The sequence below is a fragment of the Ancylobacter vacuolatus genome, from assembly GCF_030813595.1.
Classification (GTDB): domain Bacteria; phylum Pseudomonadota; class Alphaproteobacteria; order Rhizobiales; family Xanthobacteraceae; genus Ancylobacter; species Ancylobacter vacuolatus.
The window spans coordinates 630,033-653,645 of the sequence record NZ_JAUSUH010000001.1; the positions used below are offsets into that span (position 1 = coordinate 630,033).

The 23,613-nt window shown below is 66.6% G+C and carries 23 protein-coding genes; 14 read left to right on the forward strand and 9 right to left on the reverse strand.

The window, feature by feature from the left end; translation table 11 throughout:
* The first annotated feature begins 17 nt into the window (after positions 1 to 17).
* Together plsY and dprA are read left to right on the forward strand one after the other, a co-directional pair.
* On the forward strand, positions 18 to 623 hold the full coding sequence (plsY, locus tag J2S76_RS02995; RefSeq protein WP_307057378.1) for a glycerol-3-phosphate 1-O-acyltransferase PlsY: 606 nt from the start codon (positions 18 to 20) through the stop codon (positions 621 to 623).
* Between the two features lie 3 nt (positions 624 to 626).
* Positions 627 to 1,739 (forward strand): DNA-processing protein DprA, encoded by a 1,113-nt coding sequence (gene dprA, locus J2S76_RS03000; RefSeq protein WP_307057379.1) that lies wholly within the window; start codon positions 627 to 629, stop codon positions 1,737 to 1,739.
* A 156-nt stretch (positions 1,740 to 1,895) separates the two neighbouring features.
* On the opposite strand, the gene J2S76_RS03005 is transcribed toward dprA, so the two are convergent.
* Positions 1,896 to 2,303: a hypothetical protein gene (locus J2S76_RS03005; RefSeq protein WP_307057381.1), complete on the reverse strand. Its 408-nt coding sequence runs from the start codon at positions 2,301 to 2,303 to the stop codon at positions 1,896 to 1,898.
* Between the two features lie 71 nt (positions 2,304 to 2,374).
* Here J2S76_RS03005 and topA point away from each other — a divergent pair, with 71 nt between their 5' ends.
* Positions 2,375 to 5,047 carry a type I DNA topoisomerase gene (topA, locus tag J2S76_RS03010; RefSeq protein ID WP_307057383.1) on the forward strand — a complete coding sequence of 891 codons (2,673 nt, stop codon included), beginning with the start codon at positions 2,375 to 2,377 and terminating at the stop codon, positions 5,045 to 5,047.
* Between the two features lie 25 nt (positions 5,048 to 5,072).
* On the opposite strand, the gene J2S76_RS03015 is transcribed toward topA, so the two are convergent.
* Positions 5,073 to 6,551 (reverse strand): MDR family MFS transporter, encoded by a 1,479-nt coding sequence (locus tag J2S76_RS03015; protein ID WP_307057385.1) that lies wholly within the window; start codon positions 6,549 to 6,551, stop codon positions 5,073 to 5,075.
* A 268-nt stretch (positions 6,552 to 6,819) separates the two neighbouring features.
* Between J2S76_RS03015 and rnr the strand changes: the two genes are divergently transcribed.
* From rnr to rpmG, 5 genes are all read left to right on the forward strand, one after another.
* Entirely contained in the window at positions 6,820 to 9,060 is a 2,241-nt protein-coding gene (gene rnr, locus J2S76_RS03020) for a ribonuclease R (protein ID WP_370874681.1), read from the forward strand.
* Between the two features lie 18 nt (positions 9,061 to 9,078).
* The gene (locus J2S76_RS03025; protein WP_307057387.1) at positions 9,079 to 9,528 is read left to right on the forward strand and encodes a DUF983 domain-containing protein; all 450 of its coding nucleotides are present in this window, start codon (positions 9,079 to 9,081) and stop codon (positions 9,526 to 9,528) included.
* 47 nt (positions 9,529 to 9,575) lie between these two features.
* Entirely contained in the window at positions 9,576 to 10,316 is a 741-nt protein-coding gene (locus J2S76_RS03030) for an NUDIX hydrolase (protein WP_307057389.1), read from the forward strand.
* A gap of 120 nt (positions 10,317 to 10,436) precedes the next feature.
* Positions 10,437 to 11,597: an MFS transporter gene (locus tag J2S76_RS03035; RefSeq protein WP_307057391.1), complete on the forward strand. Its 1,161-nt coding sequence runs from the start codon at positions 10,437 to 10,439 to the stop codon at positions 11,595 to 11,597.
* 131 nt (positions 11,598 to 11,728) lie between these two features.
* On the forward strand, positions 11,729 to 11,896 hold the full coding sequence (gene rpmG, locus J2S76_RS03040) for a 50S ribosomal protein L33 (protein WP_018390658.1): 168 nt from the start codon (positions 11,729 to 11,731) through the stop codon (positions 11,894 to 11,896).
* A 344-nt stretch (positions 11,897 to 12,240) separates the two neighbouring features.
* Here the strand turns inward: rpmG and J2S76_RS03045 are convergent, their stop codons facing one another.
* The gene (locus J2S76_RS03045; protein ID WP_018390657.1) at positions 12,241 to 12,612 is read right to left on the reverse strand and encodes a response regulator; all 372 of its coding nucleotides are present in this window, start codon (positions 12,610 to 12,612) and stop codon (positions 12,241 to 12,243) included.
* Between the two features lie 107 nt (positions 12,613 to 12,719).
* On the opposite strand from J2S76_RS03045, the gene J2S76_RS03050 reads away from it, so the two are divergent.
* Together J2S76_RS03050 and J2S76_RS03055 are read left to right on the forward strand one after the other, a co-directional pair.
* Complete coding sequence (locus tag J2S76_RS03050) at positions 12,720 to 13,022, forward strand: DUF3572 domain-containing protein (RefSeq protein WP_307057394.1); 303 nt, start codon at positions 12,720 to 12,722, stop codon at positions 13,020 to 13,022.
* A gap of 22 nt (positions 13,023 to 13,044) precedes the next feature.
* Complete coding sequence (locus tag J2S76_RS03055) at positions 13,045 to 14,451, forward strand: DNA polymerase IV (protein ID WP_307057395.1); 1,407 nt, start codon at positions 13,045 to 13,047, stop codon at positions 14,449 to 14,451.
* Here J2S76_RS03055 and J2S76_RS03060 read toward each other — a convergent pair.
* A complete protein-coding gene (locus J2S76_RS03060; protein WP_307057397.1) occupies positions 14,408 to 15,331 on the reverse strand; it encodes a cell envelope integrity EipB family protein in 924 nt (307 codons plus the stop codon). The genes J2S76_RS03055 and J2S76_RS03060 overlap by 44 nt on opposite strands.
* A 55-nt stretch (positions 15,332 to 15,386) precedes the next feature.
* Between J2S76_RS03060 and J2S76_RS03065 the strand changes: the two genes are divergently transcribed.
* The 4 genes from J2S76_RS03065 (at position 15,387) to J2S76_RS03080 (ending at position 18,445) form a co-directional block, all read left to right on the forward strand.
* Complete coding sequence (locus J2S76_RS03065) at positions 15,387 to 15,848, forward strand: RidA family protein (RefSeq protein WP_307057399.1); 462 nt, start codon at positions 15,387 to 15,389, stop codon at positions 15,846 to 15,848.
* A 10-nt stretch (positions 15,849 to 15,858) separates the two neighbouring features.
* Complete coding sequence (locus tag J2S76_RS03070) at positions 15,859 to 16,626, forward strand: glycerophosphodiester phosphodiesterase family protein (protein WP_307057402.1); 768 nt, start codon at positions 15,859 to 15,861, stop codon at positions 16,624 to 16,626.
* A gap of 130 nt (positions 16,627 to 16,756) precedes the next feature.
* Positions 16,757 to 17,959 carry a GNAT family N-acetyltransferase gene (locus J2S76_RS03075; protein WP_307057404.1) on the forward strand — a complete coding sequence of 401 codons (1,203 nt, stop codon included), beginning with the start codon at positions 16,757 to 16,759 and terminating at the stop codon, positions 17,957 to 17,959.
* Between the two features lie 63 nt (positions 17,960 to 18,022).
* Complete coding sequence (locus tag J2S76_RS03080) at positions 18,023 to 18,445, forward strand: HIT family protein (protein WP_307057406.1); 423 nt, start codon at positions 18,023 to 18,025, stop codon at positions 18,443 to 18,445.
* Here J2S76_RS03080 and J2S76_RS03085 read toward each other — a convergent pair.
* The 5 genes from J2S76_RS03085 to J2S76_RS03105 all read right to left on the reverse strand — a co-directional run bounded on the left by J2S76_RS03085 (position 18,435) and on the right by J2S76_RS03105 (position 23,258).
* On the reverse strand, positions 18,435 to 18,788 hold the full coding sequence (locus J2S76_RS03085) for an AzlD domain-containing protein (RefSeq protein ID WP_307057409.1): 354 nt from the start codon (positions 18,786 to 18,788) through the stop codon (positions 18,435 to 18,437). The genes J2S76_RS03080 and J2S76_RS03085 overlap by 11 nt on opposite strands.
* Complete coding sequence (locus tag J2S76_RS03090) at positions 18,785 to 19,450, reverse strand: AzlC family ABC transporter permease (protein WP_307057411.1); 666 nt, start codon at positions 19,448 to 19,450, stop codon at positions 18,785 to 18,787. Before J2S76_RS03090 ends, J2S76_RS03085 begins: the two co-directional genes overlap by 4 nt.
* Positions 19,451 to 19,762: 312 nt before the next feature.
* Positions 19,763 to 22,201, reverse strand: coding sequence for an ATP-dependent Clp protease ATP-binding subunit ClpA (gene clpA, locus J2S76_RS03095; protein WP_307057413.1), 2,439 nt, complete (start codon positions 22,199 to 22,201; stop codon positions 19,763 to 19,765).
* A gap of 31 nt (positions 22,202 to 22,232) precedes the next feature.
* On the reverse strand, positions 22,233 to 22,604 hold the full coding sequence (gene clpS / locus J2S76_RS03100; RefSeq protein ID WP_370874682.1) for an ATP-dependent Clp protease adapter ClpS: 372 nt from the start codon (positions 22,602 to 22,604) through the stop codon (positions 22,233 to 22,235).
* Positions 22,605 to 22,919: 315 nt separating this feature from the next.
* Positions 22,920 to 23,258: a phasin family protein gene (locus tag J2S76_RS03105; protein ID WP_018390645.1), complete on the reverse strand. Its 339-nt coding sequence runs from the start codon at positions 23,256 to 23,258 to the stop codon at positions 22,920 to 22,922.
* Positions 23,259 to 23,613: the final 355 nt, after the last annotated feature.

The window sequence follows — 23,613 nt, forward strand, 5'->3', positions numbered from 1 at the left end:
TCTGTAAGGTCGCAGGCATGAACTGGTCCCTGCCCCCCTTGTTGAGCTTTGCCGCGCTATTGCTGGGCTATGCGCTCGGCTCGATTCCCTTCGGCCTGATCGTGACCCGGCTCGCCGGCACGCAAGACATTCGCAGCATCGGCTCCGGCAATATCGGCGCCACCAATGTGCTGCGCACCGGCCGCAAGGGCCTTGCCGCCGCGACCCTGCTGGGCGATGCGCTGAAGGGCACGCTCGCCGTGCTGCTGGCCGGCGCACTACTCGGCCCGGAGGCGGCGCTGCTGGCGGCGCTGGGCGCCTTTCTCGGGCATCTGTTCCCGGTCTGGCTCGGCTTCAAGGGCGGCAAAGGTGTCGCGACCTTTCTCGGCGTGACGCTGGCGCTGGCCTGGCCGGCTGCGCTGGTGTTCGCCGCCGCCTGGCTGGCGGTGGCTTTCGTGACCCGCTACTCCTCCCTCGCCGCGCTGGTGGCGAGCGTGTTCACCGTGCTCGCCGCCTTCCTGCTCGGCTCGCCGCAGACCGGCGGGCTGCTGGCGATCCTGGCCACCCTGCTGTGGTTCATGCACCGGGCCAATATCCGCCGCCTGCTGGATGGAACGGAAGGGCGCATCGGCAAGAAGGGATAGCGCTTGGGCGGGCGCGGCGTTCAACTCGATCCGGAACAGCGCCGCGACTGGCTCCGCCTGATCCGGACCGAGAATGTCGGCCCGCGCGCCTTTCGCAGCCTGATCAACCGATTCGGCGGGGCCGCCGCCGCGCTTGACGCGCTTCCCGCTCTCGCCCGGCGGGGCGGCGGGCTGCTCGCCCCGCGCGTTCCCAGCATCGCCGAAGCCGATGCCGAGATCGAGGCGCTGGCCCGCATGGGCGGCCGTTTCATCGCGCTCGGCGAGAGCGACTATCCCGCCCTGCTGCGCCAGATCGACGACGCCCCGCCCCTCCTCGCCCTGCGGGGCCGCGGCGAGTTGCTGGCCCTGCCGACCGTGGCCATTGTCGGCGCCAGGAACGCCTCCGGCGCCGGGCTCACCATCACCGCCCGAATGGCGCGCGGCCTGGGTGCCGCCGGCTGGGTCATCGCCTCGGGTCTGGCGCGCGGTGTCGACGCCGCCGCCCATGCGGCGAGCCTCGGCACCGGCACGATTGCCGTGATCGCCGGCGGGCATGACCGGCCTTATCCGCGCGAGAATGTGGCGCTGATGGAGGCCATCGCCGAGCAAGGCGTCATCCTCTCGGAAATGCCGATGGGTTGGGAGCCCCGCGCCCGCGACTTTCCCCGCCGCAACCGGCTGGTCTCCGGCGTGTCGCTCGGCGTCGTCGTGGTCGAGGCGGCCGAGCGCTCCGGCTCGCTGATCACCGCCCGCCTCGCCGCCGAGCAGGGCCGCGAGGTGCTCGCCGTGCCCGGCTCGCCGCTCGATCCACGGGCGGGCGGCACCAATGGGTTGATCAAGCAGGGTGCCGCGCTGGTGACGGGCGCCGAGGACGTGCTGGAAGCGCTCGCCCTACTGCGCGACCGGCCGCCGCCTCTGGCGGTCGAAGAAGATACGCTGGCATTGGATGCCGGCGAACCGAGCGACGACATGCGGGCGCAGATCCTGACCCTTCTCGGCCCGTCGCCGCTGCAGGTCGACGAACTCGTCGTCCTGTCGGGAGCCCGGGTCAGCGACGTGCAGATTCTGCTGCTCGAACTGGAACTGGCCGGCCGGCTGGAGCGCCACCGCGACGGCAGCGTCTCGCTGCTCGTCTAGAGCCTTCTCGAGCGAAACGGGTTCCGGTTCGCGTGAAGAACTTGCGTAAAAAAAAAGAAGCTGGCGGACGTATGGTGAACTGGCTTTCACCGGACGTGCGCGAGAGAGGATGAGGATTTCACCCGCTCAGCTTGTGGCGGAAAGGCCGGCGCCATTTCAGCCGCCTTCAGGCGCGTCCGGCTCGGCCCGCACCACCGACCGCGCTTCGTCGCGCGCCATTTCCAAGAGATAGCGCAGCACGTCCAAGCGGCTTTTGGCCGCCATGTCGGCCAGCTCGTGGGCGAGGGTGGCGATGTAATCGGCCGTGTCCTTCTCAGGCGCACGCACGCAATCATTGTCAGTCACGTCAGGCGTCCGTTGCTGAATGGCCAGCGCCAAAAAAGTACCACAGACGCGGCGCCTGTCACGATCATTGCGTGCATTATTGAAATAAATACGACTACTAGCTGTATTTCGATACGCGGCGCGCTCCGCTTTGTCGGCCAGGCGGCCGGAAACCCTCTCGCATCGGGGCCGTCGCCGCTCCCAGACGGCGTGGTCGGCGGCACGGGTCCTGCTTGCCATTTGACACACCGGGGCCACTACCCCATTTTCCCGCCTCTTCGGGCTGGACCCTCAACGGACGTGGCGCGCACATGCAGGTCGTCATCGTCGAATCGCCTGCAAAGGCGAAGACGATCAATAAATATCTCGGATCGGGCTACGAGGTTTACGCCTCGTATGGGCACGTACGCGACCTTCCGGCCAAGGACGGTTCCGTCAATCCCGACGATGATTTCCGCATGCTCTGGGATGTCGATCCCAAGGCGCAGAAACGGCTCTCCGATATCGCCAAGGCGGTGAAGGGGGCGGATGGTCTTATCCTCGCCACCGATCCGGATCGCGAAGGCGAGGCGATTTCCTGGCACGTGCTGGAAGTGCTGAAGGAAAAGCGGGCGCTCAAGGACCAGCCGGTTTCGCGCGTGGTGTTCAACGCCATCACCAAGCAGTCGGTGCTGGAGGCGATGAAGCATCCGCGCATCATCGACGCCGCGCTGGTCGACGCTTATCTCGCCCGCCGGGCGCTCGACTATCTCGTCGGCTTCACCCTGTCGCCGGTGCTGTGGCGCAAACTGCCCGGCGCCCGTTCGGCTGGCCGCGTGCAGTCGGTGGCGCTGCGCCTCGTCTGCGACCGCGAGCGCGAGATCGAAACCTTCGTCAAGCGCGAATACTGGTCGATCGCCGCCCAGCTGGCGACGCCGCGCAACGAGACGTTCGAGGCCCGTCTGGTCGGTGCCGACGGCAAGAAGATCACCCGGCTGGACGTGGGCACCGAAGCGGAAGCCAAGGATTTCCGCGCCGCGCTGGAGCGCGCCGATTTCAAGGTGCGTTCCGTCGAGGCCAAGCCCGCCCGCCGGCATCCCTCGCCGCCCTTCACCACCTCGACCCTGCAGCAGGAGGCGAGCCGCAAGCTCGGCTTCGCGCCGGCCATCACCATGCGGATCGCGCAGCGGCTCTATGAGGGTATCGATGTCGGCGGCGAAACCGTCGGCCTCATCACCTATATGCGAACCGACGGCGTCGACATGGCGCCGGAAGCAGTCGCCGAGGCGCGCACCGTGATCGGCCGCGAATATGGCGACCGCTACGTGCCTTCCGCCCCGCGCAAATACACCGCCAAGGCGAAGAACGCGCAGGAAGCCCACGAGGCGATCCGCCCAACCGAACTCGCGCGCCGGCCGCGCGATGTCGCCCGCCAGCTGGAGCCCGACCAGGCCAAGCTCTATGAGCTGATCTGGCTGCGCACCATCGCCAGCCAGATGGAATCGGCCGAGCTGGAGCGCACCACCGTCGATATCGAGGCCGCTGCCGCCGGCCGCGCGCTTGAGCTGCGCGCCACCGGCACCGTGGTGAAGTTCGACGGCTTCCTCACCGTCTATCGCGAGAGCAGCGACGATGACGAAGAGGACGAGGAGAGCCGCCGGCTGCCGGCCATGTCGTCGGGCGAGGCGCTCGCCAATAGGGGCATCAAGGCCGACCAGCACTTCACCGAGCCGCCGCCGCGCTATTCCGAGGCCTCGCTGGTCAAGCGCATGGAAGAGCTCGGCATCGGCCGCCCCTCGACCTATGCTTCCGTTCTCGCCGTGCTGCGCGACCGTGAATATGTGAAGCTCGACAAGCGCCGGCTGGTGCCGGAGGACAAGGGACGCCTCGTCACCGCCTTCCTGGAGAGCTTCTTCGACCGCTATGTCGAATACGACTTCACGGCCGACCTGGAAGAGAAGCTCGACCGCATCTCCAATGGCGAGCTGCAGTGGAAGGACGTGCTGCGGGACTTCTGGCGCGACTTCACGGCTGCGGTGGGCGAGACCAAGGAACTGCGCGTCTCCGACGTCATCTCGGCGCTGGACGGCATGCTGACCGCGCATATCTTCCCGCCCCGGGAAGACGGCGCCGATCCGCGCATCTGCCCCACCTGCGGTACCGGCCGGCTGTCGCTGAAGGTCGGCAAGTTCGGCGCCTTCATCGGCTGCTCGAACTATCCCGAGTGCAAATACACCCGCCCGCTGGCGGCGCAGGGTGGCGATGATGAGAATGGCGGCGAGGCCAATGGCACCCGCGTGCTTGGCACCGATCCGGCCTCCGGGCTGGAGGTGACGATCCGCGCCGGCCGCTTCGGCACCTATCTCCAGCTCGGCGAGGCCAAGGACGGCGAGAAGCCCAAGCGCTCCAGCCTGCCCAAGGGGCTGGCGCCCGCCGATGTCGATCTCGACACCGCACTGTCGCTGCTCTCGCTGCCGCGCGAGATCGGGCTTCATCCCGAGACCGGCGCGCCGATCCTTGCCGGCATCGGCCGCTTCGGCCCCTATGTCCAGACCGGCAAGACCTACGCCAATATCGAGCCGGGCGACGACATCCTCGCCATCGGCCTCAACCGCGCGGTGGCGCTGATCGCCGACAAGCAGAGCAAGGGCCCCGGCCGGCGCGGCGCGGTCGGCGGGCGCGAGCTGGGCGAGCATCCCACGCTGGGCGGGCCGATCACCGTCCGCCCGGGGCGGTTCGGCGCCTATGTCAACCACGGCAAGGTCAATGCCACCCTGCCCAAGAGCATCGAGCAGGATGCGGTGACGCTGGAACAGGCGGTGGAGCTCATCACCGCCAAGGCCGGCACGATGCCGGCGAAGCCCGCGCGACGGGCGGCGGCCAAGCCGGCCGATGGCGAGACGGCGGCCAAGAAGCCCGCCGCCAAGAAGGCCGCTGCCAAAAAACCCGCCGCGAAAAAGCCGGCGGCCAAGAAGGCCCCGGCGAAGAAGGCGGCGGGCGCCTGAGCGCCCGCTTCCCGCCCCCGCCGGATTACTCCGGCAGGGGCGCCGGGGCGTGGCCCGAGCGCAGTGGGCGCTCTTCCATCGCGATCATGGCGATGAGCGACACCAGCAGCGAGCAGGCCGCCGCGACGAACACCCAGCGGAACGCGCCGGCGAGCGGGGCCACCTGCGCCCGCCCCTCCAGCAGCCGCTCCAGCAGCGCGCTGCTCTCAATGCCGGACAATCCGATGACAAGGGCGCCGAAGCCGGCGGTGAGCACGGCCGCGCCGAGCGAACGGAACAGGTTCACCACCCCGGTGGCGGTGCCCATCTGCGGCAGCGGCACGGCGTTCTGGATCGCGACGGTCGAGACCGGCAGCACGGTGCCGAGGCCCATCCCGGCGACGCCCATTGCCGCCCCGACGGCATAGATCGGCAGCCCCAGCGGCCACAGCGCCAATACGCCCAGCGCAACGATGCTCGCCAGCAGCCCGACGATCGGCAGGCGCTTGTAATGGGTGAAATGCCCCATCACCCGCCCGGCGCCGGTCGCCCCGACCACGACGCCGGCCATCAGCGGGATCAGCGCCACGCCGGATTCCGAGGCCGTCAGCCCCATCACGCCTTCCAGATAAAGCGGCATCTGGATCGAGAGCCCGACCAGCGTCCCCATGGCGAAGGCGGCCGAGGGCACGCCGGTGCGCACCACCTGGTTGGACAGCACCGCAAGCGGAACCAGCGGCTCGCTCGCCGTCGCCACGCGAAAGGCGAAGCCGATCCACAGCAGCACCGCCGCGGCCAGAAGCCCGAACACCGGCAGCGACAGCCAGGGGAAATGCGTGCCGCCCCAGCTCAGCGCCATCAGCAGCGCGACGGTGCCCGCGCACATCAGCAGCGCCCCGAGAATGTCGAGCCGGTGCGGATGGTGGTGCGCCGGCAGGCGCCGCAGCGCCCGGTCGCTCATCAGTGCCGCCACGAGGCCGAGCGGCACGTTGATCCAGAAGATCAGCGACCAGTGCAGATGCTCGGCGAAGAAGCCGCCGAGGATCGGGCCGGAAATGCTCGACGTGATGAAGACGATGGCGAAATAGCCCTGGTAGCGGCCGCGCTCGCGCGGCGCGATCAGCAGGCCGATAATGGTCTGCGCCAGGGCGATCAGCCCGCCGCCACCTAGCCCCTGCACCGCCCGCGCCACGATCAGCCAAGGCATGCTCTGGGCGGTGGCGCACAGCACCGAACCGATGAGGAAGGTGCCGATGGCCACCAGCAGCACTGGGCGCGGGCCGTGAATATCCGCCAGCTTGCCGACCAGCGGGGTGATGGCGGTGCCGGTGAGCAGATAGGCGGTGACGACCCAGGAGAGATTTTCGAGGTCGCCAAACCCCGCCCCGATGGTCGGCAGCGCCGTGGCGATGATGGTCTGGTCCAGCGCGCTCAGAAACATCGCGACCATGACGCCAATCACGATAACGCGGATATCGGCATGGGAGAGCGGGGCGTCGGCGGCCTCGGACGAACGGGCATCCATGGTATAGAATCCAGATCGGCGCCTCGATGCGCCGCGAAAGGCCGGCAAACTTGTCCCATCAGGCCTGAAATGCAAGCCATCTCGCATGCCTGCCCATGGGGAAGGCGGCGGCCCCGGTCGACGCGGGGCGTCGATGCCGTTAGCCTTGGGCTGCCCCTCCCACACGCGGTGAATCGTGCGTAAGCCAATAAAAGCCAAAGGGCGCAAGCCCGCCCGTCCGACCCTGCCCGCCGGCCTCACCCGGGGGCTGCCTGGTCGCGAGGAGTTGATGGCGTTCATCGCGGCGCATGGCGGCGATGTCGGCAAGCGGGACATTTCGCGTGCCTTCGGCCTCGACGGCGGCGACCGCATCGCGCTCAAGGCGCTGCTGCGCGAACTGGCCGATGAGGGCGTGCTGGGAACCAAGCGCCGCAAGATTCACCTCCCCGGCGCCCTCCCCGCCGTGGTGATGTCGGAAATCGTCGAGCGCGACGAGGATGGCGAACTCATCGCCACGCCGGTGGACTGGGACGAGGAGGAGAATGGCGAGGCCCCACGCATATTGGTGCGCCTCGCCCGTCGAGGACGGCTGGCCGGTCCCGCGCCCACGCTCGGCGACCGTGTGCTGCTGAAGACCGAGGAAATCCCCGAGGCGGACGGCCTGATCCGCCACAATGGCGTCGTGCTCAAGCTGCTTGAGAAGGCCCGCGCCCTCACTCTCGGCATCTACCGCCGCGATGCCCAAGGGGGCGGCCGGCTGATTCCGATCGACAAGCGCAATATGGGCCGCGAACTCGCCATCCCGCCTGACTTCGCCGGCGATGCGCAGGAGGGCGACCTCGTCTCGGTCGAAATCGTGCGCCACCACGCCTATGGCCTGCCCACCGCCAAGGTGAAGGAACGCCTTGGCTCGGTGTCGACGGAAAAGGCGATCAGTCTCATCGCCATTCATGCCCATGGCATTCCCAGCGTCTTCCGGCGCGAGGCGCTGGCGGAAGCGGAGGCGGCCCGCCCGGCCACGCTGGCCGGGCGCGAGGACTGGCGCGAGCTGCCGCTGCTCACCATTGATCCGCCCGACGCCAAGGACCATGACGACGCCGTGCACGCGACGGCGGACCTCGACCCGGACAATGAGGGCGGCTTCATCGTCACCGTCGCCATCGCCGATGTCGCCGCCTATGTCCGCCCCGGCAGCGGGCTCGACCGCGAGGCACTGGCGCGCGGCAATTCGGTGTATTTCCCCGACCGCGTCGTGCCGATGCTGCCCGAGCGCATTTCCAACGATCTGTGCTCGCTGCGCCCGAACGAGGACCGCCCGGCGCTGGCGGTGCGGATGGTGATCGGCGCCAATGGCCGCAAGAAGCGCCATGCCTTCCACCGCATCATGATGCGCTCGGCCGCCAAGCTGGCCTATGCGCAGGCGCAGGCGGCGATCGACGGGCATACCGACGAGACGACAGCGCCGCTGCTGGACGACGTGCTGCGCCCGCTCTGGGCCGCCTATGGCGCGGTGAAGCAGGCCCGCGACGCCCGCGCGCCGCTGGACCTCGATTTGCCCGAGCGCAAGATCCTGCTGAAGCCCGACGGCACGGTCGACCGGGTGATCGTGCCGGAGCGGCTCGACGCGCATAAGCTGATCGAAGAGTTCATGATCCTCGCCAATGTCGCCGCCGCCGAGACGCTGGAAGAAAAGCACATTCCGCTGATCTACCGCGTGCACGACCAGCCCTCGCTGGAGAAGATGTCCGGCCTGCGCGACTTTCTGCAGACGCTCGACATCAAGCTGCCGAAGACCGACGCGGTGCGGCCGGCGCAGTTCAACGACATCCTCGCCCGCGTCGCCGGCTCGGAGCTGGCGCCGCTGGTCAACCAGGTGATCCTGCGCAGCCAGGCGCAGGCGGAATATGCCAACGAGAATTACGGCCATTTCGGCCTGCATCTGCGGCGCTACGCCCATTTCACCTCGCCGATCCGCCGCTATGCCGATCTCATCGTGCACCGGGCGCTGGTGCGGGCGCTGGGCCTCGGCCGGGACGGCCTGCCGGAGACCGTGACGCCCGAGCAGCTGGCGGAGATCGCGGCGCGCATTTCCGCCAGCGAGCGCCGGGCGATGGCCGCCGAGCGCGAGACGATCGACCGGCTGATCGCCCACCATATGGCCGAGCAGATCGGCGCCACCTTCAAGGCCCGCATCTCAGGCGTCACCAAGGCCGGGCTGTTCGTCGCCCTCAACGACACCGGCGCGGACGGCTTCATCCCCGCCGTCACCCTCGGCCAAGACTATTTTCGCTATGACGAGGTGCGCCACGCCCTCATCGGCGAGCGCACGGGCGAGATGCACCGCTTGGGCGACCGCGTCGAAGTGAAGCTCGTGGAAGCGGCGCCGGTGGCTGGCGCGCTGCGGTTCGAGCTACTATCTGAGGGCAGGCACGTAACGCCCGACAAGCGCCGGCCCGGTGGTGCGCGCGGGCGCTATGGCCGGCCGGAGTCGCGCCCCCATGGACCCAAGCGCATCGGCAAGCGCAAATAGCGCCGGAGGCGCCCCGCCATGAAGGATCATTCCCACCAGCCCCACCGCCCGGTTGGCCCGGCGATGATGAACGGCCTGCGCCTGCGCTGCCCCGCCTGCGGCAAGGGCGCGATGTTCGGCGCCTATCTCAAGGTAAACGAGCATTGCCCGAATTGCGGCGAGGAGCTGTGGCACCACCGCGCCGACGACGCGCCGCCCTACATGGTCATCACCATTGTCGGCCATATCGTCGTGCCGCTGCTGCTGGCGGTGGAGATGGCGCTGCACCCGGCGGTGTGGATCCACCTCATCATCTGGCTGCCGATGACGCTACTGCTGTCGCTGCTGCTGCTGCCGCCGGTGAAGGGGGCGCTCATCGCCTATCAATGGGCGCTGAACATGCACGGGTTCGACCCGACCGATTCCGAGCGCGAGGCGCTGCCGCCCAGTCACCGGTCCGATGCCGTTCCCGCCGGCAAGCGCTCCTGATCGGCCCTATTGGCCTCACTGCACTGACACTCCACCACACTGCACTCATGAAACCGACCGATGTCTCCCCGAATTTCCCGCGCGAACGGCTCGACGCGGGCCATCCGCTCGTCCGCCCGGTGGACGCAGCCGCGCTGATTCTGGTTGACCGATCAAAGCGAATCCCGCGCGTTCTGCTCGGGCGACGCAACCCCGCGTTGCGTTTCATGCCGGGGAAATTCGTGTTTCCCGGCGGGCGCGTTGACGCGGCGGACCGGCAGGTTCCGGTTTATGGCATGCTCGATTCCGAGAGCGAACGCAGGCTGTTAGCCCGTGTCGCCCGCCCGAGCACGACCCGCGCCCGGGCGCTGGCGCTCGCCGCTATCCGCGAGACCGGCGAAGAGACCGGCCTGCTCATCGGCACGAACGAGGCCGGCGCGCCGGGCCCTTTTCCCGGACCCTGGCAAGATTTTAGCGCGGCCGGGCTGTTTCCCAATCTGGAGGCGCTGACCTTCGTCGCCCGCGCCATCACCCCGCCCCGCCTCGCCCGCCGCTTCGACACACGCTTCTTCATGGCGGAGCTTTCCCATGTTGCCCATCGCCTCGACAATGTGATCGGGCCGGAGGCGGAACTCGTGGACGCTCAATGGCTTACGCTGAACGACGCGCTGCAGGCGGACGTGCCTGACATCACGCGGACGATCCTTACCGAGGTCGCCCCGCGCCTGAAGGGCGGCCACCGGCCATGGCAGCCGGTGCCGTTCTATTTCACGCGCGGCGCAAGGGTTTATCGCGAGACGCTGGCGTAAGAGGCGAACCCCGCCAGCAATTCCCGGCATGACATCATTGCCAAAAGTCATTCGACTTTTGTCGTCCATGAGCTAGAGGCAGCGATCCGGGAAACAACCGCCCGGCGTCAGGTGCCCGCCATGCATGCCCCCGCCCTCTCGCCTCCCGTGAATGTCGCCTCCATCGCGGCCGCCATCGCCGCCATTTCGGCGGTGGGGCTCGGCCTCGCCCTCTCCATTCCGCTGCTCGCGTTTGAGTTGCACGACCGGGGTATCTCCTCGACCTGGATCGGCATCAACACGGCGGTGGGCGGGCTCGCCACCATCGCGCTGGCGCCCTTCCTGCCCAAGCTGGTGCGCCGCATCGGCGCCGGCCCCCTGCTTCTGGCGGCCATCCTCAGCGCCGCCATAAGCCTGCTCGCGTTCAGGATCACCCCATCCTTCGTAATGTGGTTTCCCCTCCGCTTCATCTTCGGGGCGGCACTGTGCGTGCTGTTCGTGGTCAGCGAGTTCTGGATCAACGCCGCCTCGCCAAACCACCGGCGCGGGCTGGTCATCGGCATTTACGGGACCGTGCTTTCGATGGGCTTCGCCGGAGGCCCGGCGATTCTCAGCCTCGTCGGCACGCAGGGCTGGGCGCCCTATCTCTGCGGTGCCGCTTTCTTCGCGCTGGCCGGCATCCCTGTCTTGATCGGCGCCGCCGGCGCGCCGGCCATCGAGGAGGACCATTCCGGCGGCGGCGTGTGGACGCTCATGCGGATCGCCCCGGCAGCCACCCTCGCCGCCTTCATCTTCGGTGCCGTGGAAACGGGGATGATCAATTTCCTGCCGCTTTACGGCCTGCGGCGCGGGCTGGACGCGGGCGAGGCGGCACTTCTGCTCACCGTCGCCGAACTCGGCAATGTCGCCCTGCAACTGCCGCTCGGCCTGCTGAGCGACAGGGTCGACCGTCGCCGGCTGCTGCTTGGCTGTGGAATCATCGGCGTTCTCGGCTCCTTTCTGATCCCCCACCTCCCCATCGACAGTTGGGCGATGTGGATCGCGGCATTTCTCACCACGGGAATCGTCGCCGGCCTGTACACGGTCGGCCTCGCTCTGCTCGGCGCGCGCTTTAACGGGGCGGCACTCGCCACCGCCAATGCGGCCTTCGTGATGCTCTACTCGATTGGCCTCACCGTGGGCCCCACGGCGGTGGGCGGCAGCATGCAGCTGCTGGATCCGCACGGTTTCGCCTGGGCGATCGGGGCCTTCCTTCTGCTCTATGTGCTGGTCGTCGCCGGGCAGATTTGGCGCGATCGCTGAGCGCGCTTCCTTGACATTCGCGCGCCGATCACGGATACGGACGCGCAACGAGCGGCGGATCTGCCGCGCGAACCCGTTTACTTCGGCGTGGCGCCACCACGTTCGAGAGCCACGCTCCAGGAGACCCGGTCATGGCCAAGGCAACGACCATCAAGATCAAGCTCGTGTCGAGCGCCGACACCGGCTTCTTTTACGTGACCAAGAAGAACTCGCGCACCATGACCGACAAGCTGGTCGTGAAGAAGTACGACCCGGTTGCGCGCAAGCATGTCGAGTTCCGCGAAGGCAAGATCAAGTGATCTGAACCGCCGCACGGGCCCAGCCCGAAATGCAAAAGGCGCCGCGAGGCGCCTTTTCTTTTGGCTGCGCCGTTTTGGCGCGAATAAGTTGTCTTGGGCTGAAGTCGGGAGACTTATCCGTGTCGGGCGAATCTGGAATCGGCGAGCGGTGAACGGAGAGGCCATCCGTAGCAACCGCCCGCCGACCAGACCCTACGGACCCAGGAGATGCGGCGGACCCGAGCACTCCGCAGGGCAAACGGATACCTTATTCAGGCTACCCGAACCGGCGCCAATTGCAACGGGGATTATCAGCGGAATCACAGGCGGAGTGGCAGGCCTCGTCTTGCCCCTCGCCCGCCCTTTCAGGGCACCGGGGCGAATTGGCGCACCGTCTCCAAGAATTTCGCCACCGAGATCGGCTTGGAGAGATAGGCCTCGCAGCCCCCCTCGCGAATGCGCTCCTCGTCGCCCTTCATGGCGAAGGCCGTGACGGCGATGACGGGAATCGCCTTCAGCTCCGGATCGGCCTTGAGGGCGCGGGTCACATCGAGGCCAGAGACCTCGGGAAGCTGGATGTCCATCAGGATCAGGTCCGGCCGGTGCTTGCGCGCCAGGTCCATGGCTTCGATGCCATTTCGGGTGCCGACCGTGATATAGCCATGGGCTTCGAGCAGATCGTTGAAGAGCTTCATGTTGAGCTCATTGTCCTCGACGATCAGAACGGTCTTGGGCATTGCTCGACGGTCCCTGAGACGACGGCACGTTCTGGCGAGCCGGAATCGCTCGCCCATCCGCCGGTCGATACGCTAGCTTTACCCACCCATTCCTTACGGAACCGGAAATGAAGACCCGCAACTCACGCTCCCCCACGCAGATCTCGGCAGCCCGACAGGTCGCCCTCGGCGCCCTCGCCTATCTCGCCGGCGATCCTGAGCGCATCGGCCCCTTTCTCGCCGAAAGCGGTCTGTCGCCCGCCGACCTGCGCGGGGCGGTGGGTTCGGCCGCCTTCCATGTGGCGCTGCTCGATCATCTGATCAACCATCAGGAACTCCTCATCGCCTATGCTGGCGAGGCGGAGATCGACCCGGGCCATGTCGTGGCGGCGCGCGAGATTTTGTTTCACGCCGAAATCGGCGAGGACTGAGCGGAGCGAACGGAGCACGGCTATGGCGCGCCAGCCGGCCTTCTGCCGCGATTGCCTGAGCGAGGCCGGTGAGGAGCGTCGCTGCACCCGTTGCGGCAGTCCGCGACTTGTACGCCATGCCGAGCTCGACACGTTGCACGTCGCGCATATCGACTGCGACGCCTTCTACGCCTCGGTGGAGAAGCGCGACGACCCGGCGCTGCGCGATGTGCCGGTCATCATCGGCGGCGGCAAGCGCGGCGTGGTCTCCACCGCCTGCTACCTCGCCCGCGTGAAGGGCGTGCGCTCGGCCATGCCGATGTTCAAGGCCCTCGCCCTCTGCCCGGAAGCGGTGGTTATCAAGCCGAGCATGGCGAAATATGTCGCGGTCGGCCGCCAGATCCGCGAGCGCTTCTTAAGCCTGACGCCGCTGGTCGAGCCACTTTCCATCGATGAAGCTTTTCTCGACCTCGCCGGCACCGAGCTTCTGCACGGGGAAAGCCCGGCGCGGGCCCTGGCCCGGCTCGCGCGCGCCGTTGAGACGGAGATCGGCGTGACCATCTCGATTGGCCTCGCGCCCAACAAATTCCTCGCCAAGATGGCCTCCGAACTCGACAAGCCGCGCGGCTTCGCCGTGATAGGGACGCAGGAGGCCATGGCCTTTCTCGCGGAGCGCAGCGTCGGCGCGATCTGGGGCGTCGGCAAGGCGACGCAGGAGCGGCTGGGGCGCGAGGGCTACCGTACCATCGCCGACCTGCAGGCGGCGGACGAGACGGCGCTGGCCCGCCGATTCGGCAATGAGGGCCTGCGGCTATGGCGTCTCGCACGCGGCATCGATACGCGCACCGTGAACCCCGAGCGGGAGACCAAGAGCGTCTCGACCGAAACCACCTTCGACACCGACATTGCCGATTACCGCACGCTGGAACAGGAACTCTACCGGCTCACCCGCAAGCTCTCCGACCGGCTGAAAGCTGCCGAACTGGCCGGCCGCACCGTCACGCTGAAGCTGAAGACATCCGATTTCCGGCTTGTCACCCGCGCCCGCTCGCTGGAAGACCCGACGCGGCTCGCCCACCGCATCTTCGACCATGCCCGCGAATTGCTCGCCCGCGAAACGGATGGGCGGCGCTTTCGGCTGATCGGGGTCGGCGTGTCGGAACTTGCCGACCCGGTGCTGGCCGACCCGGCGGATCTCGTCGACACCTCCGCCACCAAGCGGGGCTTGGCGGAACTGGCGACCGACGCGCTGCGCGCCCGGTTCGGCAAGGAGATCATCGACCGCGGTATCGCCCTCGATGCGCCACGCCGGCACGAGCCCGAGCAGCCGCACCGCAACCGGCCCGATGAGCAGGCGCCAACGTCATCAAACGCGGCGGCCGATGGCGGCGAGGCTACCGCCAAACCTATTTCGCGCAGTCTTCTTTCGGCAGCGCCTCGTAGGAAATGAGCGTGCCGTTCAGCGCGAACTCGCCATAATCGAGCTTCAACTTGCGGCTCACGCCATTGTCGAACATGTCGAAGCTAATGACGTAGTCCGGCGTCTCGCTGGTGCCTCCGCGCTCGTAATAGCTGATCGTGACAGGGAAGCGGGGCCGGCCGGCTAGATCGCCTGACGTGGCGGCCTCTTCCAGCCCCTTGGCGTCGCGGGTTTCGCGGCCGATGACCGCCAGCGTGTCATAAACCTTCTTGGCGTCGGGTGACCCATCGAAGACAGGCGCCTCCAACACCGACTCGCCGCTTTCCGCGCTGCCGATGAGGCGCAACACGTGTTGGGTCGGCAGCAGGACATTCTTGCCGAGCACGACGGTCCGCGCCTCCGGCTTGGTCGCCGTCACCGAGAGCTCGCCCTCCTTGCGCTCGGCCACGCCGTCGGCTTCCTCTGATGTCTCGCCATTGAGCCTGTTGGTGACGCGGAAGCGATAGGATTTGCCCTCGCCATCCTCCCAGGTGGCCGTCGACACAGCACTGTTAACCCGCCCCCCATCGGTGGCGAGGTCGGTATCCTGTCGCAGTTGCACCGAATAGCCGGCGCACGCGCTGCCGCGCATCTCATAGACAATCCGCCCCTCGGCGCCGTTGATGCGGGTTCCGGACTTCGAGGCGTCGAGCGAAACCGTATAGGTAGCGCGGTGCGGCGACAGCTGAATTGCCATGGCCGGAAGGCCCGACGCCCCGAGCAGAAGGGCCGCGACGGCGAAGCGGGGAAAACATGAGGACGGCATAGGCAAAGGGCTCCTCGCAGACGTCAGTCGCGGCTTGCGAATGGCGAACTGATCCGCCAAACATGACCCATCGAAGATGGCAATTGCAGGTCGGTTGCCGCTCATTGGCCGCCACCGCATGCCCAGCAGGCATGCGCGCTCAAGATAGCAGGAGATCCCCATGACCGGAACGGTTGAGGCCAAGCTCGCGGCCCTCGGCATCACAATCCCCGCGGCCAGCGCTCCTGCGGCGAATTATGTGCCCTTCGTCATCAGCGGCAACCTTCTGTGGATCTCCGGCCAGATTTCCATGGCCAATGGCAGCTTCATCACCGGCAAGCTCTCGGGCGAGGCCGACATCGAGGCCGGGCGCGCCGCCGCCCGCCAGTGCGCCATCAACCTCATTGCCCAGATTAAGGCGGCGCTTAGCGATCTCGACCGGGTGAAGCGGGTGGTGAAGCTGGTTGGCTTCGTCAATTCGGCGCCGGATTTCACCGACCAGCCCAAGGTGGTGAATGGCTGTTCCGACCTGTTCGTCGAGGTGTTCGGCGATGCCGGGCGGCACGCGCGCTCGGCGGTCGGCGTCGCACAGCTGCCGTTCAATGTCAGCGTTGAAGTCGAGGCCGTGATCGAATTCGTCTGAGGCCACACAGATGGCGGCTGATGCTCCCTCACCCAACGCACCGGCCTGGCTCACCGCCCGGCCGATCGCCCATCGCGCGCTGCATGACGCCGCGCGCGGCGTGATCGAGAATACGCCCTCGGCGGTCGATGCTGCGGTGGCACGCGACTATGCTATCGAGGTGGACATCCAGCTCTCCGCCGATGGCGAGGCGATGGTGTTTCACGACGACACGCTGGAGCGGCTGACGCGAGCGGAAGGGCCGGCAAAGGCACTTACCGCGGCGCAGCTCAAGGCAGTCGAAATGCGCGGCACCGCCGACCGGATGATGACGCTCGACGACCTGCTCGCCCGCGTCGGCGGGCAGGTGCCGCTCATCATCGAGATGAAGAGCCATTTCGACGGCAACACCGCCGTCGCCACGCGCGCTGTCCAGGTGCTGGCTGGCTATGGCGGGCCGGCGGCGCTGATGTCCTTCGATCCCGCGCTGGTGGCGGCGGTGCGGACCTTGGCGCCGCACATCCCCCGCGGGATCACCATGGAGCATCTCTACGACGACCCCGAATGGGATATCCTCAGCACCGAGACCAAGCACGCCTGGGGCAACCTGCGTCACCTCCCGCAGACGAGGCCCGACTTCATCGCCCATTATGTGAAGGAACTTCCCTCCGCCGCCGTCGATCGTGTGCGGGCCGCCTCCACCCTGCCCCTCCTCGCCTGGACGGTGCGGACCGAGGAGGACCGTGCTGTGGCGGCGCGCTATGCTGACCAGATGATTTTCGAGGGCTTCCTGCCCTGACCTGCGCCGGCTTCCCGATCGCGTGAGCGGCCTTCCGCCGACGCGGTGTGCGGCGCACAATGGAGATAGGAGCTGTGAATCAGTTCCACCGATCGACGCCTGCCTAGCCTCCGCCGCGAGCCCCTTTCGCATGTCCGACGAAACATTCCGCCTGCGCGTCGAGAGCGACATCCAATCGGTCGCCGCCGACGCCTGGGATGCCTGCGCCCCTGCTTCGCACGCCGATTCAAAAACCTCGTATAATCCCTTCATCAGCCACGCCTTCCTCTCCGCGCTGGAAGAATCCGGGTCGGCCTGCGCGGCGACGGGGTGGCTGCCGCAGCACCTTGTCCTGGAGGGGGAAGAGGGCGAGGTCCTGGGCGTCTGCCCGGCCTATCTGAAGTCCCACTCGCAGGGTGAATACGTCTTCGACCATGGCTGGGCGGAGGCTTTGGAGCGGGCGGGCGGGCGCTATTACCCCAAGCTGCAGGTGAGCGTTCCGTTCACCCCCGCCACGGGCCCGCGCCTGCTGGCCGGCCCGGGGCCACAGGCAGAAACGATCCGCGCCGCGCTGGCGGGCGGGCTCGTGGCATTGGCGAATCTGCGCAAGGTCTCCTCGGTGCACGCCACCTTCCTCACCGAGGCGGATGCCGGGGCGCTGGAAGCCGGAAGGTTCCTGCCGCGCACCGACCAGCAATTCCACTGGCGCAACGAGGGCTATGCCGATTTCGAAGCCTTCCTCAGTGCCCTCGCCTCACGCAAGCGCAAGCAGATCCGCCGCGAGAGGCGGGAGGCGCTGGAGAACGACGTCACCATCCATTGGCTCACAGGAGCTGACCTCACCGAGGATGTGTGGGACGCCTTCTACGGCTTCTACATCGAGACCGGCACGCGCAAATGGGGCCGTCCCTATCTCACCCGCGCCTTCTACTCCCTCATCGGCGAGCGTATGTCCAAGCACATCCTGCTGGTGATGGCGAAGCGCGCCGGGCGCTGGATCGCCGGAGCTATCAACTTCATCGGCTCGGACACGCTCTATGGCCGCCATTGGGGTGCGGTGGAGCATCACCCCTTCCTGCATTTCGAGGTCTGCTACCATCAGGCCATAGACTTCGCCATCGCCCACCGTCTTTCGACGGTCGAGGCCGGCGCGCAGGGCGAGCACAAGCTGGCCCGGGGCTACATGCCGGTCATCACCCGCTCGGCGCACTATATCGCCGATCCGCAGTTCCGCGCCGCCGTCGCCCATTATCTGGAGCGCGAGCACCGCTATGTCGCCGAAGCCGGCGCCGAACTGAGCGAACTCGGCCCCTTCCGCCAGCAGGTCCAGGACGAACAAGCCGACGAGCCCTGAGCGGAGTGGCCTTGACCCGCGCGCGGCAGATTGCGATCAGGTGAGCCCGACAGGGAGGAACCCATGGCTTACGATCCCGGTAACATCTTCGCGAAGATCCTGCGCGGCGAAATCCCCGCCTATAAAGTCTATGAGGACGACCACGTTCTCGCGTTCCTCGACATCATGCCGCGGGCGGCCGGCCATGCTCTCGTCATTACCAAGGCTCCGGCTCGCAACCTTCTCGATGTCGAGGCCGGCGATCTCGCCGCTGTCATGGCCGTGGCACAGCGCATCGCGCAGGCGCAGATGAAGGTGTTCGCGGCGGAAGGAATCACCCTGTCCCAGCACAATGAGAAGGCTGGCGGGCAGGAGGTGTTCCACCTGCATGTCCACGTCATTCCGCGCCATACCGCGGTCGAGCTGCGCCCGCCGCTGTCCTACAAAGAATCGCCCGACGTGCTGGCCGAACAGGCCGCGCGGCTCAAAGCGGCGCTTATGGGCTGACGCCGAGCCACCAGGCACCGACCACCAATACCGTCTCGGCGACCAGCACACCGGCGAGAACGGATCGGCGCCCGATGAGGAAGCCGGCAATGCCGCTTGCAACGGCACCAGCGCGCAGCCAGAGCGGCAAGGTGACCAGCGCGCCGCTGGGCACCAGCAGAAGCCGCGCCACCACCGCCGCCAGCAGTGCCGTCGCTACCGCCTGCACCCATTGCATCCAAACACTGTCCGCATCGATCCGGCGACCGAACAGCACGCCAAGCACGCGCCAGACCTCGTTCGGCAGGAAGCCGACGAAAATCACCACCAGCATGGCGCCGAGCTCGGTAGTGAAGAAATTCATGCCCGCCGCTCCGGCAGCAAGCGGGCGATGAAAAAGGCCAGCGTGCCGCCGCCCACCCCCGCCCAGAACAGGTCGAGCCCGCCCGGTGAGTTGGCCACCAATGGCGAGATCGCCGTCCCGAGCCCGATGGCGAGCCAGTCAACCGGCCGGCGGGCGTTGCGCACCAGCAGGATGGCGAAGGAGATCGGCGTCAGCAGCAGCAGGGCGACCGCCAGCGGGCCCGGCAGCGCGCCGGTGAGAAAGAAGCCGATGGCGGTGCCGGCCATGCTGAGCGCGGTTAGGCCAAAACCGAGCCCGGCGGCATAGGAGGGACGCCCTTCCGGCGCCACCTTGGGCAGCAGCCGAAACCCTTCCGCCCACATGGTGACGGCGACGAAATGGGCGCAGACGAGTTCGCTGAGCAACCTTGGGCGCGGGCCACGCATCAGCGGCATCAGCGACACCACCATGGGCAGCAGACGCACGCCCGAAAGGCAGACCGCCACTGCAAGCGCCGGCAATGAGGCCCCCGCCGCCAGCCCGCCGACCAGGATCACCTGCGCCGGCAGCGCCCAAACCAGCAGGGTCGAGAGAATGCCGGCGAAAATCGGGAAGCCGAGATCGTGCAGCAATCCGCCGAAGCCGATGAACGTTGCCACCAGCACGAGGCCGGGCGTCGACACGGCGCCACGCATCCCCCGCGCAAACCAGCGCGCCGGGCGAATTGGATCTTGGGGATGAGAATCCGGGAAGGCATTCATGTGAACTCGCGCCGGCGTTCTGCGGCGCCCTCCCCCGGCCGTCAAGCGAAAGGACGGCCCTGCGCCGCATAGCTGCCATGAGTCTCTGCCGCGGGGCTTTGCTGTCGAGCTTGCCGTCGCCGGAGCTAAGAGCGCGCGCCGCTAAGCTCGCCTTCGCAGGACATCATGAAACGAAACCGCCCGCGACACTGTCGCGGGCGGTTCCTCCATTTCTCGCAAATGCTCGGGTCGGGCTCAGGCCTTGACCAACGGCACCTTCGGCACTTTCGAGGAGCCGGGTTTGGCCCGGCTTGCCGTCGCGGCCGGTTTCTTAGCCTTAGCGGCGGGAGCCTTGCGACGCGGCGCCCGCTTGGCCTTGGGCGGCTCGATCTTCTCGGGCTTGGGCGTGATCGGCCCTTCCGGGAACTCGAAACCGAGGGAGGTCTCGCCATCGTCATTGGTCAGCAGCACCACGCGGACATGGCCACCCGAGCGCAGCTTGCCGAACAGCACCTCGTCGGCCAGCGCCTTCTTGATGTGCTCCTGGATCACCCGACCCATTGGCCGCGCGCCCATTTGCTGGTCGTAGCCGCGCTCCACCAGCCAGGCAGTCGCCTCGTCCGACAGCTCGATGGTGACATTACGATCGGCCAGTTGCGCCTCAAGCTGCAGCACGAACTTCTCCACCACCAACGAGATGACCTCATTGGTGAGGTGGGCGAAGGGGATGATGGCGTCGAGGCGGTTGCGGAACTCGGGTGCGAAGAGGCGATTGATGGCCTCCACGTCATCGCCTTCCCGCTTGGTACGGGTGAAGCCGAAGGCCGACTTCGACAGGTCGGCAGCGCCCGCATTGGTCGTCATGATGAGGATGACGTTGCGGAAATCCACCTGCTTGCCGTTGTGGTCGGTCAGCTTCCCGTGGTCCATCACCTGCAGCAGGATGTTGAACAGGTCGGGGTGCGCCTTCTCGATCTCATCGAGCAGCAGCACGCAGTGCGGGTGCTGGTCGATGCCATCGGTCAACAGGCCGCCCTGGTCGAAGCCGACATAGCCGGGAGGCGCGCCGATCAGCCGCGAGATGGTGTGCCGCTCCATGTACTCGGACATGTCGAAGCGCAGCAGCTCGACACCCAGGCTTGAGGCGAGTTGCTTGGCAACCTCGGTCTTGCCCACGCCGGTCGGGCCGGAGAACAGGTAGGAACCGATCGGCTTCTCCGGCTCGCGCAGACCCGCCCGCGCCAACTTGATCGCCGAGGACAAAGCCTCGATCGCTTTGTCCTGCCCATAGACGACGCGCTTAAGCGTGGTCTCCAGCGCCGAGAGGATTTCGGTATCGGACTTGGAAACCGACTTGGGCGGGATGCGGGCGATCGTGGCCACTGTGGCCTCGATCTCCTTGACGCCGATGATCTTCTTGCGCCGGCTCTCCGGGAGGAGCATCTGCGCCGCGCCGGATTCGTCGATGATGTCGATCGCCTTGTCCGGCAGCTTGCGGTCATGGATGTAGCGCGCGGAGAGCTCCACCGCCGCCTTGATGGCGTCGTTGGTGTAGCGCAGCCGGTGATAATCCTCGAAATAGGGCTTCAACCCCTTCAGGATCTCGATCGCGTCCGGCACCGTCGGCTCCGGCACATCGATCTTCTGGAAGCGGCGGACCAGGGCCCGGTCCTTCTCGAAATACTGGCGGTATTCCTTGTAGGTGGTCGAGCCGATGCAGCGTAGCGTGCCCGCCGCGAGGGCAGGCTTGAGCAGATTGGAGGCATCCATAGCCCCGCCGGAGGTCGCGCCGGCGCCGATCACCGTGTGGATTTCGTCGATGAACATGATGGCGTCGGGATAGGCCTCGATTTCCTTGACCACCTGCTTGAGGCGTTCCTCAAAATCGCCGCGATAGCGGGTGCCCGCCAACAGCGCGCCCATGTCGAGCGAGAAGACGGTGGCCTTGGCGAGGACCTCGGGCACTTCGCCGGCGACGATGCGACGCGCCAGCCCTTCAGCGATGGCGGTCTTGCCCACGCCGGGGTCGCCCACGAAGAGCGGGTTGTTCTTGGAGCGGCGGCAGAGCACCTGGATGGTGCGCTGGATTTCGCTGTCCCGCCCGATCAGCGGGTCGATCTTGCCCTCGCGCGCCTTCTTGTTGAGGTTCACGCAATAGGCCTCGAGCGCGTCGGCCTTCTTCTTGGTGTCCTCCCCGGTCTTCGTCTCCGTCTCCTCCTCGGCGCCGCGAACGGGTCGACTTTCCGACATGCCGGCGCGTTTGGCGATGCCGTGGCTGATGTAGTTGACGGCATCATAGCGCGTCATGTCCTGCTCTTGCAGGAAATAGGCCGCATGGCTTTCACGCTCGGCGAAGATCGCCACCAGAACGTTGGCCCCGGTGACTTCCTCGCGACCTGAAGATTGGACATGGATAACGGCGCGCTGGATTACGCGCTGGAAACCGGCCGTCGGTTTTGAATCCTCGCCTGCGTCCTGCACCAGATTGTCGAGCTCGGTATCGATGTACTCGACGAGATTGCGCCGGAGCTTGTCGATGTCGACATTGCAGGCGCGCATCACGGCCGCCGAATCCTGATCATCGACCAGCGACAACAGCAGGTGCTCAAGCGTGGCGTATTCGTGGTGGCGCTCATTGGCGAGCGCGAGGGCCCGGTGAAGCGACTGCTCGAGGCTTCGGGAGAAGGTGGGCATCGGGACCTCTTCATTTAGCCGTCGCGGGGCGTCACTTCTTCTCCATGACGCACTGCAAAGGATGCTGGTGCTTGCGTGCGAAGTCCATCACCTGAGTGACCTTTGTCTCGGCCACTTCATAGGTGAAGATACCGCACTCCCCCACGCCATGCTGATGCACATGCAGCATGATCTGGGTGGCTTCCTCCCGGTTTTTGCTGAAAAAGTGCTCCAGCACATGCACGACGAACTCCATTGGCGTGTAGTCGTCGTTGACCAGAAGCACCCGGTAGAGATTTGGCCGCTTTGCCTGCGGCTTGGTGCGCGTGATAACCGCCGTGCCGGGTGCGTTGTCTCCCCGGCGGCGACGTTCATCGTCGCCCATCATAGCCTCACGCGGCTGGAATTTGGCGTGGTCGGACATTCATGCTTTCCCCAACCGGCGAACCGGCCTTCGCTAGCTATAATAAGTACGCATCTCCGCTCACGCCAGAGGCCCGAGCGGAACCGACTGTCGCATTCCGGTGACAATTCCATGAGGGGGGCACCAACGCACCCTGCCCCATGCTTCGATCCAAGGGAAAACGTCACGCGCACACCAGCCAAAAGAAAAAGGCCCGGCGCTGAGGCCGGGCCTTTTGAAACGCGTGGACAGCCCGAACTCCCGTTCCGGGCAGCCCCGACACCGGACGAGCGTCCGGCGCGTGAATGTCAGTTCCAGCCGGTCAGCGGCCGCAGATCACTTGGTGACAGAGACCTTGGCGAGCACGCTCTCATATGGCTTGTAGGTTTCCTTGGCGAGGTCGGCATAAAGCTCGCCCATCTTGGTCGCCTGGGCGACGAAGCTCTCATAGGCGCTCTTGAAATAGGCCGACTGGATCTCGACCGCCTTGTCCAGCGTCTTGGCGCCGAACAGCTTCTCGGCGGTGGCGGTGCCTTCCTCGAACGACTTCTTCGAATAGTCGGCGACCTCGATGGCGATCGCCTGGACGCCCTTGGACACCGTGCCGAAGCTCTTCGTCGCAAGCTCGAGATTGTCCTTGCCGACCTTCTGGATGTCTTCAAAATTCTGCAGCATGAGCCCAACTCCTGTGGTGTTTCGCCACGCGCGTCGCGCATTAGTCGCACGCGCCCGCCCGGGAATTCTCCCTGGAAATTTTGTAATGCACCGCACCAAGTTTCGTCAAGGAGAATTGTGCAGCGCAACATGGCGCAGGTCACGCTCGGGCCCCACACCATCTTCGCGCCATATCAACAGGGTTGATGGCGTTCTTTACGACTCTGTAACCGTGCCCTTTTTAAGATTTGGGAAGTGATGGTTCGGCAGGGTTCCTTAACCGGTCGAGGCCTTCGCAGAGGCAGCAATTGCCCTGCGATGTCTCGCCCCTGTCGGATGTGTGGAGTTTCCGGCGTCAGCCGGCAGAGAGTAGCGG